The organism is Citricoccus parietis (assembly GCF_042433045.1).
GTDB classification, from domain to species: Bacteria; Actinomycetota; Actinomycetes; order Actinomycetales; family Micrococcaceae; genus Citricoccus; species Citricoccus parietis.
Window position 1 is genome coordinate 158074 of record NZ_JBHLWH010000011.1, and the last position, 11130, is coordinate 169203.

Annotated in this window: 11 protein-coding genes and 1 pseudogene; 7 read left to right on the forward strand and 5 right to left on the reverse strand. The window is 68.5% G+C overall.

Annotated features, from left to right (window positions below; genetic code table 11):
• Positions 1–21: 21 nt before the first annotated feature.
• Genes ligA through ACFFIO_RS03930 form a run of 3 tightly spaced genes read left to right on the forward strand, consistent with a single transcriptional unit; the run spans position 22 to position 3942 of the window.
• Positions 22–2574 (forward strand): NAD-dependent DNA ligase LigA, encoded by a 2553-nt coding sequence (gene ligA / locus ACFFIO_RS03920; protein ID WP_378040289.1) that lies wholly within the window; start codon positions 22–24, stop codon positions 2572–2574.
• Entirely contained in the window at positions 2571–3473 is a 903-nt protein-coding gene (locus ACFFIO_RS03925; RefSeq protein ID WP_378040290.1) for an inositol monophosphatase family protein, read from the forward strand. Before ligA ends, ACFFIO_RS03925 begins: the two co-directional genes overlap by 4 nt.
• Positions 3474–3477: 4 nt before the next feature.
• Positions 3478–3942 (forward strand): glutaredoxin domain-containing protein, encoded by a 465-nt coding sequence (locus ACFFIO_RS03930; protein ID WP_378040291.1) that lies wholly within the window; start codon positions 3478–3480, stop codon positions 3940–3942.
• Here the strand turns inward: ACFFIO_RS03930 and ACFFIO_RS03935 are convergent.
• Entirely contained in the window at positions 3914–4144 is a 231-nt protein-coding gene (locus tag ACFFIO_RS03935) for a hypothetical protein (RefSeq protein WP_378040292.1), read from the reverse strand. The two genes, ACFFIO_RS03930 and ACFFIO_RS03935, sit on opposite strands and share 29 nt — an antisense overlap.
• Before the next feature lie 25 nt (positions 4145–4169).
• Here ACFFIO_RS03935 and ACFFIO_RS03940 point away from each other — a divergent pair, with 25 nt between their 5' ends.
• On the forward strand, positions 4170–4691 hold the full coding sequence (locus ACFFIO_RS03940; RefSeq protein ID WP_378040293.1) for a CGNR zinc finger domain-containing protein: 522 nt from the start codon (positions 4170–4172) through the stop codon (positions 4689–4691).
• Between the two features lie 98 nt (positions 4692–4789).
• Here the strand turns inward: ACFFIO_RS03940 and ACFFIO_RS03945 are convergent, their stop codons facing one another.
• Complete coding sequence (locus tag ACFFIO_RS03945) at positions 4790–5413, reverse strand: CueP family metal-binding protein (protein WP_378040294.1); 624 nt, start codon at positions 5411–5413, stop codon at positions 4790–4792.
• Positions 5414–5472: 59 nt separating this feature from the next.
• On the opposite strand from ACFFIO_RS03945, the pseudogene ACFFIO_RS03950 reads away from it, so the two are divergent.
• Both ACFFIO_RS03950 and ACFFIO_RS03955 read left to right on the forward strand, forming a co-directional pair.
• Positions 5473–5649: pseudogene (locus tag ACFFIO_RS03950) on the forward strand (DUF305 domain-containing protein); the annotation flags it as partial.
• 140 nt (positions 5650–5789) lie between these two features.
• On the forward strand, positions 5790–6179 hold the full coding sequence (locus ACFFIO_RS03955) for a DUF418 domain-containing protein (RefSeq protein ID WP_378040296.1): 390 nt from the start codon (positions 5790–5792) through the stop codon (positions 6177–6179).
• Between the two features lie 159 nt (positions 6180–6338).
• Here ACFFIO_RS03955 and ACFFIO_RS03960 read toward each other — a convergent pair whose 3' ends face one another.
• A complete protein-coding gene (locus ACFFIO_RS03960; RefSeq protein WP_378040297.1) occupies positions 6339–6719 on the reverse strand; it encodes an ArsR/SmtB family transcription factor in 381 nt (126 codons plus the stop codon).
• A 57-nt stretch (positions 6720–6776) separates the two neighbouring features.
• Between ACFFIO_RS03960 and ACFFIO_RS03965 the strand changes: the two genes are divergently transcribed.
• A complete protein-coding gene (locus tag ACFFIO_RS03965) occupies positions 6777–7835 on the forward strand; it encodes a cation diffusion facilitator family transporter (protein ID WP_378040298.1) in 1059 nt (352 codons plus the stop codon).
• Between the two features lie 322 nt (positions 7836–8157).
• Here ACFFIO_RS03965 and ACFFIO_RS03970 read toward each other — a convergent pair whose 3' ends face one another.
• Both ACFFIO_RS03970 and ACFFIO_RS03975 read right to left on the reverse strand, forming a co-directional pair.
• Positions 8158–8502 (reverse strand): dTMP kinase, encoded by a 345-nt coding sequence (locus ACFFIO_RS03970; RefSeq protein WP_378040299.1) that lies wholly within the window; start codon positions 8500–8502, stop codon positions 8158–8160.
• Positions 8503–8681: 179 nt separating this feature from the next.
• Positions 8682–10088 (reverse strand): IS1380 family transposase, encoded by a 1407-nt coding sequence (locus ACFFIO_RS03975; RefSeq protein ID WP_378040300.1) that lies wholly within the window; start codon positions 10086–10088, stop codon positions 8682–8684.
• Between the last annotated feature and the right edge of the window lie 1042 nt (positions 10089–11130).

Consider the following 11130-nt stretch of genomic DNA (forward strand, 5'->3'; position numbering starts at 1 on the left):
GCGCCCGGCTAGGCTGGACCGGTGAGCAGCGAGCAGAAGAACGTCACGGATCCGAGCGTCGATCCGCAGGTCGATTCCGCCGTCCAGCCCGAGGCGGGGGACATCCCGCCGGAGTCCCTGCGAGAGCAGTACGAACACCTCGTGGATGAGGTCCGCAAACACCGCACGGCCTACTACCAGAACGATGCCCCGCTGGTCGCGGACGCCGAGTATGACGCGCTCTACCGCCGCCTCGAGGACCTGGAGGCGCTGCATCCGGAGATCGTCTCCAATGACTCGCCCACCCAGGAGGTCGGCGGGGAGGCCTCCGCCGCCTTCGCCCCGGTGACCCACCTGGCCCGCATGTACTCCCTGGACGACCTGTTCTCCATCGATGAGCTGCGCGCCTGGTACGCGAAGACCTCCGCCTCGATCGCGAACATCGCCCCCAGCGCTGCTGAGAAGGGCGTCCGCTGGCTCGTCGAGGTCAAGATCGACGGGCTCGCCGTGAACCTGCTCTACCGGGACGGCAAGCTCGTCCGGGCGGCCACCCGGGGGGACGGCACCACGGGTGAGGACGTCACACACAACGTCATGACCATCAAGGACATTCCGCAGCAGCTCGCCGGGTCCGGCTGGCCCTCCGAGGTGGAGGTCCGCGGGGAGATCTTCATGCCCAGCGCGGATTTCCGCACCTTCAACGAACAGCGGGTGCGCGATGGCCTGGCCCCCTTCGCGAACCCCCGCAACTCCGCGGCCGGCTCCCTGCGGCAGAAGGATCCCGCCGAGACGGCCAAGCGGCCGCTGAGCATGTTCGTGCACGGCATCGGTGCCCACACCGGCCTCGACGCCGAGTCCCAGCACGCCACCTATGACCTTCTCGCCTCCTGGGGTCTTCCCACCAGCCCGTACACGAAGATCGTGGACTCCCTCGAGGGCGAGGGCGAGGGCGAGGGGGACGGCGGTCAGGGCAACGGCGGCATACTCGGCTTCATTGAGGACAACGGCAACCAGCGCCATGACCTCGTCCATGAGATCGACGGCATCGTCATCAAGGTCGACTCCTTCGCGTTGCAGCGGGCCCTGGGCCACACCTCCCGCGTGCCTCGCTGGTCGGCGGCCTACAAGTACCCGCCGGAAGAGGTCCACACACGGCTGCTGGACATCAGGGTCAACGTGGGGCGCACCGGCCGCGTGACCCCGTACGCCGTGATGGAGCCCGTCCTCGTGGCCGGCTCCACCGTCTCGATGGCCACCCTGCACAACCAGGACGTGGTCAAGGCCAAGGCCGTGCTCATCGGGGACACCGTGGTGTTGCGCAAGGCCGGGGACGTCATCCCGGAGATCGTCGGTCCGGTGTTGCCGTTGCGCGAGGGAAAGAAGCAGGTGGAGGGGACCGGCCCAGTCGGGGAGGATGAACTGCGCGAGTTCGTCATGCCCACCGAGTGCCCGTCCTGTGGCACCACCCTCGCGCCGGCCAAGGACGGGGATGTGGACCTGCGCTGTCCCAACGCCCGTTCCTGCCCCGCCCAGCTCACCGGCCGCATCGAGCACGCCGCCTCTCGCGGGGCCTTCGACATCGAGGCGCTCGGCGAGGAGGCTGCCCTCTGGCTGACGAACGGCCCGGGGCCGGATCCGGCGGAGAACAATCAGCACGTGCGTCCCGAGGGGCCGGGGATCATCACGGAGGACGCCGAGCTCTTCGACCTGGCGGACCACCGCGAGAAGAACCTGAAGGTCCCCTTCGATCCGGACGACCTGTCCGCGTTCCAGGCCCGGCTGCGCGAGGTCATGGTCTGGCGGGAGAAGCGGAAGAAGGATCCCGAGACCGACAAGCCCGTGCCCTCCGGTGAGTGGGAACTCAAGCCCTACTTCTGGACGCAGGGCACCGCCAAGAAGCCCTCGGAGCCCACCGCGAACACCCGCCGGCTCTTCCAGGAACTGCACAAGGCGAAGACCCAACCGCTGTGGCGGGTGCTCGTCGCGCTCTCGATCCGGCATGTGGGCCCGACGGCGGCCCGCTCCCTGGCGACGGCATTCGGCTCCCTGCAGGCCCTCCAGGCACTGGCCACGGAAGGGGCCGCGGGGCACGCCGGGACGGAAGCAACGGCCGCGGACGAGCGCCGCGCCGCGGCACAACAGCGCCTGGCGGACGTCGACGGGGTCGGGCCGATCATCGCCGAAGCGGTCATCGACTGGTTTGCTTCAGCCTGGCATCGGGAGATCGTCGCGCGCTGGCATGCGGCCGGCGTCGTGATGGAGGACGAACAGGATGTGGACACCCCGCGCACCCTGGAGGGGTTGACGATCGTGGTGACCGGGTCGCTGGAGACCTTCAGCCGGGATTCCGCCAAGGAGGCGATCATCGTCCGTGGGGGCAAGGCGTCCGGCTCCGTCTCCAAGAAGACCGACTACCTGGTCGCCGGGGAGAACGCCGGCTCCAAACTGGACAAGGCCGAGTCCCTCGGTGTCACGGTGCTGGACGAGGAGGGGTTCCGGACGCTGCTGGCCGAGGGGCCGACGGATTCTGAGGGCCCTGACGAGACTGACGCCGACACGGACACTGAGACCGACACTGTGGAGGAGACCGCATGAGCGCCAAGGGACTGCTGGCCGTCGCCCGGGCCGCGGCCCGCGCCGGCGCCGCGGTGCTCGCCGAACGTCCCCTGGGTCCGACGCCGGCCACGCGCGCCGAGCTCGGAGCGGTCACCAAGTCCTCGGGCTCGGACTGGGTCACGGACTACGACCGCCGTGCGGAGCAGGCGGTGCGCGAGGTCATCACCGCCTACCGCCCGCATGATGCGATCTCCGGCGAGGAGTACGGCCACACCGAGCCGGAGCACCCCTCGGGCTACCGCTGGTCGATCGACCCGTTGGACGGCACCACGAACTTCATCCGGGGGATACCCCAGTTCTGCACCTCCGTGGCCGTGGAGGGGCCGGCGGCGGCAGGCGAGACGCGCTGGCTGGCCGGGGCCGTCGTCGCGCCCGCCCTGGGCCGGACCTGGTATGCCTCGGCTGGTGGCGGGGCCTTCTCCACTGTGGACACCCCTGGGATCCCGCAGGCGGACCTTCCGCCGGCCTCGGGGGAGCCGGTGCGCCTGAACGGGCCCATCCCGGGGCGCTCCGGACGGTTGCTCGCCACGGGCTTCGCCTATGCGGGGGAGCGACGCGACTTCCAACTCGGTGCTCTGGCGGCGCTCATGCCCCACTTCGGGGACGTGCGGCGCATCGGTGCGGCGGCCTTGGATCTGTGCATGGTCGCCGACGGCACGCTCGATGCCTACGCCGAGTTCGGCATCCAGGAACACGACTGGGCGGCCGCGGCCCTGATCGCCGAGGAGGCCGGAGTCCCGGTGCGGCGCCCGGCGTCCGGGGACGGCACCAATCACCCGGACTGGACGGTGGCCGGGGTGCTGGACCCGTCGGAGACGACTGGTCAGTCGAGCCCACGGGCACAGTGGTTATTGCCGATGCCGACCGTGGGAGACTGAATCCATGCGCCAGCTGATGTCCAAGGCCTGGCTAGTGCCCGCCGTCATGCTCGCCCTCGGGCTGCTCTTCGCCTACTGGGGGCTGATCGGCCGAGGCCCGCTGAACTACGTGGCCGCGGCCATCCTGCTGTTCTTCGCCCTGCGCTTCGTCTCCACCACCCAGGTGCGGTCCCTGCCGGTCTCCGGGGTGGACGAGCACCTGGCGGCCGGGGGAGTGGTGGTGTACTGGCGGCCCGGCTGCCAGTATTGCGCCCGGCTCATCCGCGAGCTCGGCACCGAGGAGCGGGAGCGCGTGTACTGGGTGAACATCTGGGAGGACGCCGGCGCCGCGGACCGCGTCCGGCATTACCACGACGGCTTCGAGACCGTCCCCACGGTGGTGACCGCGGACGACCACTTCGTGGCCAAGGACGCCGAGTCCTATGACCGGGCCAAGGCCGTCATCCGCCGAGCCACTCCAGTGGACTGACCCCGATCACCCGGCTCAGGGCCGCGGGCGGCAGGCCCTGGTTCTCCTGGACATCGACCCGGAGGACTCCGCAGTCCCCGCAGCGCACATAGAGGACCAATCCCTCGGACGTCAGATGCCGCGATTCCGCCCGCCACGCATGCTCGTGCCGGGTGGACCGATCTTCCTGGAGGGGCAGGGGAAACGTGTGGGGTGAGGTCATGAGGCCATCGTGATGTAATGGCGTTATGCATCTCAACCCTTACGGAGAATACGCGGTCCTGCTCGCGGCCTCCCTGGCCAACGAGTGGCCTGATGACCGCCAGGGCATCGAGGATCGGACCCGGGACTTCGGGATGACGATGATCTTCCCCGCCGGAGCAGATGACCATGCCGCGACCGGCGTGGTGGTGGAGGACTGGTTGCGCGTCGTCGATGCCCCGGAGGACGGTGAGCGTGCCCGCCTGCTGAACGAGCAGATGGCAGCAGCCGCGGCCTACCCGCGCCTGACCGATCACGACGGCGAGGGGTGGCACCTCCACTATCGGGACGAGAACGACTCGATGCCCTTCGTCCTGCGCGCTGTCATCAGCGTCGGCACCTCGTTGCACCTGGCCACGCGGGGGATGCACCGTCTGAGCCGCTGTGCCGGCGAGCCCTGCCGCAACGTCGTCGTCGACATCACCCGCAACGGCCGCCAGCGGTACTGCTCCGTGCGGTGTGCGAATCGAGCCGCCGTCCGCCGGCACCGGGCCCGTCCGTCACGGTGACAGGGGCGTCGTAGGGGCCGAGGTCAGTGGGCGCAGCAGGCGCAGTGCCACCGTCTCCCGGCGGTGCGGCTCCGGGATGGCGAGAGGGCCGTGTCGGTTTAAGTTAGGTGCAGTGTGGTGAGGCAGGTGGGTCCGTCTGGGCTGGAGTCGAAGGGTGTACTGGCCGTTGCCCTGTCGGCGGTGATGGTGACGGTGCCTGTGTGGTCGCGGGGGATCCAGAAACCGATGAAGCCGTTGGTGCCGGTGGTGGTGTCCTCGTTGAGGAGGGTCTGGCCTGCATCGGTGGTCACGGTGATGTGGACCGGGGTGTCGGTTAGTTCGCCCTGGCACCCTCCGAGGTTGTGGTAATAGCACCCGTGTGTCTGGGTGCGGTAGGGCGCCATGGACAGATAGAACTGCCCGCCGGTGAGGGGAACGGTCACCTCGTCGGAGTCGTCGGCGAAGGTGACCTGGTCGTAGCCGACGGAGCCAGTGAGTCTCAGGGGGCGCGGTTGGGGAACCCGGTCCACGGCGGTGACGGCGTCCTCGGCGGTCGCGGCCTCGATGCCGTGGACGGAAAGCAGATCCCGGGCCCGGGGGTCAAGCGTACCTGTGGCTCCGCCAGGGGTGGCTGTGCCGACGCCGCCGGTGGCCGGGATCGTGGGCGAGCAGGCGACCAAGGCGGTGGAGCCGAGCAGGCCGAGGCCGCTGGCGATCATGGTTCTGCGGGACAAGGGGGTCACAGGTTCCTTTCCGCCTCGCTCCACATGGCGAGGACCGACTCTCCATTCTCCCCCTGCGCACCGGAGCGGCCCGGCTGTACCTGGAACAGATGACCACCCACCACGAGGGCGCCGTCGACATGGCCCAGGACGAGGTCGACAGCGGCCAGAACCCGCAGGCCGTGGTCCTGGCCGAACAAGTCATCGACGCCCAGGAGGCCGAGATCGCCGAGATGGAGCAGATGCTCGAGAACCTCTCACGGGATCCACCGCCCCGGCCCGATCGGCGCCGTCTGTTCTGCTGTTGCACTGAAAGGACCCACGCGTCCCCATCTGCCCAGGCGCGTACCTGCTCTCGCAGGTCCTCATCCTGGTCCTGGGCGCGCCGGGACGGACCGTGGGGCTGGACCGGCTCGTCTCCGCGACCACCCACTCGCAGATGCCGTTGTGGCTAATCTCCAGTTCCGGCGCCGCGCTGTTCGTGCTGGGCCCGTGCCTGGTGGGCGAGAACTTTGCGTCCCGGTACCTGTCTCAGCTGGCCGCCACCGGCCGACTGTCCCTGACCGTCTACGTGGGACACCTGCTAGCCCTGGCCGTGATCGTCCGCCCCGGCCCGGACTCCCTGGCGGGAGGGATCCTCGTCACGGTGGTCCTATGGACCGCGGCGGTCGCCTTCACCTGGCTCTGGACCGGACGGTTCCAGACCGGACCATTGGTGATGCTGCTGCACCTGCGAAGACGGAAGGCGACAACCAGACGGGGCACGTATCGGGGGAGGGGGGAGTAGTCCACCAGAGCCGTGGAACCGAGCTGGCCGAGGCCACCGGCGCGGATGGTTCTGCAAAACAGGTGGACCGCGGGTTCCTTCCCACCTCTGGCCGCCGCGGCGCGCCAAACAAAGGTGCGGGCGGTGTCTTACCCGCGCCCCCGGTGTGGCCAGTCGGGGTCAGCGGGACCGCTGCGACGCACGCCCTGCCGCGCGGTAGCCGTGCGAGCTCTGTGCCGTGGCGGCGCCGGTGATGTGCTCGGCGTGAGACAGGGCCTCGGCCAGCAGGCGGTTCACGTGCGCGTCACTCGCCGAGTAGTAGGCGAAGGTGCCCTCGCGCCGGCTGTCCACCAGGCCGGCCAGGCGTAGCTTGGACAGGTGCTGGCTCACCGCCGTGGGGGCGGCGCCGACGAGGTTCGCCAGGGAGTTCACGCTGGACTCGCCCTGGAACAGCGCCCAGAGGATCTTCACCCGGGTGGCGTCGGAAAGCATGCGGAAAGTCTCCGCGGCAATCCGCGCATGTTCGTCATCGGGGGCAGGGTGGACAGGCTGCTCATGCACAGCACCATCTTACCCCGGGAGTTGTTATCTGCGTAGCTACGTAGCTATGCTCCTAGCGTGAAACGCGCAGAGCACGCCCAAGCACACGACTGCACTCCCGGCCACTCCCACGACCACGACGATCATGGTGAGGGGCATGGTCACCGCAGTGCCTGGGGCCGGCTCAAGCACGCCATGGTCCCGCACAGCCACGACCACTCCGAGGCGATCCAGACCGCTGAGCAGGCCAGCTCCATCGGAATCCGGGCCGCGTGGGTCAGCCTGGCCGGGATGGGCGCTACGGCGCTGTTGCAGATCGTGATCGTTTGGCTCAGCGGATCGGTGGCCCTACTGGCGGACACCATGCACAACCTGGGGCATCTGGCGACGACGATTCCGCTGATCATCGCCTTCCGGCTCGGCCGCCGGGTCCCGACCAGGCGCTACAACTACGGGCTTCGGCGGGCCGAAGACCTCGTGGGCCTGTTGATTGGGGCTGTGATCGCCCTCTCGGCTGCGTTGATCGTATGGGAATCGGTCCGGGCATTGACCACCCAGCGGGAGTTGACGCACCTGGGCTGGGTCCTGGCCGCCGCCATCGTCGGGGCCGCGGGCAATGAGCTCGTGGCCCGTTACCGCATCCGGGCCGGGCGGCGCATCGGCTCGGCGGCCCTGATCGCCGAGGGCCAGCACGCCCGCACGGACGCCCTGACCTCCCTGGCGGTGGTGCTCGGCGTCATCGGTGCCTGGCTGGGCCTGCCCTGGGTCGACCCGGTGATCGGGCTGTTCATCGCCGCGGTCATCGTCGTCGTGTTGGTCGGCTCGATGCGCACGGTGGTGCGTCGGCTCATGGACGGCATCGAGCCCGGCACCCTGGACTCGGTCGAGGAAACAGCCGCGGCGGTGCCAGGCGTAGTCTCGGTGGGCTGTGCACGGGCCCGGTGGACTGGGCACCGTCTGGAGGTCGATCTCGACATTGCGGTCGACAGCACCCTGACCGTGGAGACCGCCCATGGCATCGCCCACGCCGTCGAGGACGGCCTGCGCGGACACGTCCCTCACCTGCAGCAGGCCACCATCCACCTCACCCCCGCCCCGACGCCCACGCCTCCCCGGACGACCCCCCTGATGCACTGATGCGTCAGGGTCCGTCCCGGCATTCAGTTCAGCTGTGCGAAGGCCTCGGCTTTGCGGGTCGGTCCGGCCACGAGCAGGGGGTAGACCCATTGCACACCGAAGCGCAGCCCCCGAAGCCATCGGCCCATTGCCGACGATATTCCTGAATGCCACCGGCGGTCGGTACGCGCCGATCTCAGTGCGTCAGCCATAAGCTGACCAGGGCCGTCGTCGTGGAGATCACTGCCAGGACGATGCCGGCCGCAAAGGATCTGAAGGACGCCCTCCGGCCATCCACTCGGCGCTCACTCCGGACCCGAGGCTTATGACGACGATCCTAGTGTCACCGGCGGCCGGACGAGGCCCTGCCCGGGAACGAATCGCAGGGCCCGCGGGCGGCGGCACCGTGCCCGGCACGAGCCACGGGCTGGAGTGCGTTCCTTGGCTGGCCAGAGGCAGCCGCGTCCATCAGTTGAGCCACGATCGCCTCGGGCGTTCCGGTCGCGTCCACCACCAGCCACCCCCGGGACCGGGCAAGGTCCAGATAGGCGGCGCGGGCCGCCCCCAGGTACTCCAGCGTCTCGTGGTCCTCTCCGCGGGCCAGGATCCGCTCCTGCGCTGTCTCGGCCGGTACGTCCAGGACGGCCACGGTCACCGTCTGCAGCAACTTCGCCGACAGCCACGGCATCAACCGGCCCGACGGCAGGCCCCTAAGCCTCGATCCACCGACCCGAGTCGGAGCTTGGGTTTGATTCCGTAAGCGCCTGGTGATCTGGTTTTTGGGCATGGTGGTGTAGCCGGCCTCGCTGCCGGTCGTGTTCCACTGTGGTTCCTCTGGTCTGGCCGTTGAACGGCTGGTGACCGGTTCTATGCGAGCTGCGGTGGCCGGTGGAGGGCGGTAAAGAGCCGCTTGAAAGCCTGGTGCCAGGGCCAGGACTCGGGTAAGCGAAGCCGGATCCGCCGGGCGCTGGAAACGATCCGGGCCGGCAGGTTGACGAGTTTGGCCCTGATGGTGCCGGTGCGGGCACGGGTGAAGGCCCCGGCGGCAAGGATCCCGCCTGCACGGGTGAGGTTGTAGGCCATCACCGCGCAGGCCAGCCAAGCGCTGTTGGCCCAGAAATGACCGGAGGGCAGGTGGGCCAGGGCGCTGTCTTTCAGGTCGGCGTTGACCTGCTCGATGATCGCATGCTGGCGGTGAGTGGCGTCCGCGGCCACGATGTCCAGGACTTCGGGATCGGTGGTGGTGAAGAAGGCGTGGAACCGGTGGGTGTCGAACAGGGTGGGCTGCCCGTCCCCGTGTTCGGGGTTCAGTTCGGGGATGCGGCGCACCACCAGTCGCCCGGGGATCCTCTCGGCCTTCTTCCGGGATGTGAAGGCGGTGTAAGGAATCTCGGCGACCTCGGCCTTCGAGGTCCAGGTCCCGGTGGCCTCATCAAAGACCGCCTGGGGGTACTTGATGGGCGTCCAGGCCTTCGTGTCGATGGTGGCGATGGCCTTCTTGACGGCTTTGTCCATCCTGACCGTGACCGAGACATCGGCACCTGTTTTCAGCGCTGCGGCCACCGCAGCATGGGAATAGAACGCTGAGTCCGCGCGCATCAGGACCCGGGTGCTCAGGGCCGGTTTGATTCGCCGTAGCGTGGCCAACGAGTCCCCGATGAGCCGGGCGGCCCCGCGTGGGGAGCCCACCGAGCCCTTGCGTAGGCGTTGGCCCAGGATCACCGGGGCTGTGTCTGAGGTGCTGGCGGTGGCCAGCAACGCGTTCAGGCCCCTCACTCCGGAGTATCCATAGCCCGAGCCCTGCTTCTGGTAACCGTGGACCTCGATGATCGTGTCGTCCACATCAACAAACACGAACCCCGGATCACCATCGGTCGGGGCACCCAGCAGTGGTGCTCGGTCAGCCAGTCCGGCCAGGAAGCGGGAGGCGACCGAGTCGAGCTGGCGGACGTGGCCGAAGGTGAAGGAGCGCAGGAACGAGCCCAGCGTCGAGGGCGCATAACAGGCGTTGAAGAGCCGCTTCATCGCACCATGGCGCAGGATGGCCATGTCCTCGATGCTGTCAGCGCCGGCGCACATCCCGGCCACCAGGGCCGCCACCTTGGCCCCGGCGTTGGCGCCCTTGTCCGTGGGCACCGTCAGCTGCCGGCCGGCCAGTGAGTGCAGGCCCGATTCGGCGGCCAGTTCCATCAACGGCACCAGCCCCGCGGAACCCACGAGATTGGGCTCATCGAAGGAAACTGACAGGGCAGAACGGGTATGGGAAACTTGCATCTACGAGATGCCCTCTCATCGCGGTGGAACGGAACCCTAAGCAAGTCCCATTCTCCCCGGTCAGACGGGCATTTCGTCTTTAATGACGCCCCCCGCTCAGCGCGACAATCGGTGGATCAAGGCTAAGATCCCGGAGTACCAGCTGGCACACCAGGTGGCGGTCCATGACTATCAGCCCGGCCCGGCGCCCGGCCCGAGTGTGAGCGAGTAGGACGTTGGCGGTGCGCACCACGGTTTCGATCCGGTCCGCCCACACTGCGGGCAGTTCCCTACCGAAGCGGTGCGCGGTTCGCAGCAGCCAACGGCGACAGGACCGGTTGCGCAGCACCAACGCGGGCCGGTCTGCCTTGTGCTCGGCGGCGGCCAAGGCCGCGGCTGCGGTTGTCTTCCCCACCCCGTCGGTGCCCAGTAATACGATTGTCCGCGAACCCCGGGCCCGCTGCAGACAACCGCCGGGTGCCCCGGCGGTTAGGCCGTCCGCGGCTAGCACGAGACCCCCTGACGGCGGTTGGACTGCACGGTGATCCGGGCGCCGAGCAAGACCGCAAGCACGGGCGCGACCATTTTTAGTTCGGCCCGGCGCGAAAGGGGTCTGAGTTGCTGCAGGGGGACCTCCCGGTCGCATCGTGAGACATCAAAGCATAACGATCCTCGGCGCCAGCAGACGTGGCGAGACCCCGGGCAACCGGCTACGCAACAGAGTCGCGTAGCCGGGCCCGGGGCCCCTGTCATCACTCGCACCTTCATCACTCGCACCTGGATGAGGTATTCCCCAGCGTAGTGATCGGACTTGTCAGTCAACCCGGCACCGGCTGTGTGAACTCTGGGATATGGCAGGTGCAGACGGACAGACCAACATTGGCCTGTACCCCAACGAGCACCTTCAGTGACTACGGAAGTGTGCCGTCAGGGTGGGCCCCACAACGCGCCTTGGATCCCTTTGAGAGGGCAGATCTTCGAGATGGTCGGACAGGCGGTCAAGTCCCGAGTAGTGGTGTAACGGCCTGATCCTTCGTTGGGGGTTTCAGGCGCTGAGTTCGAG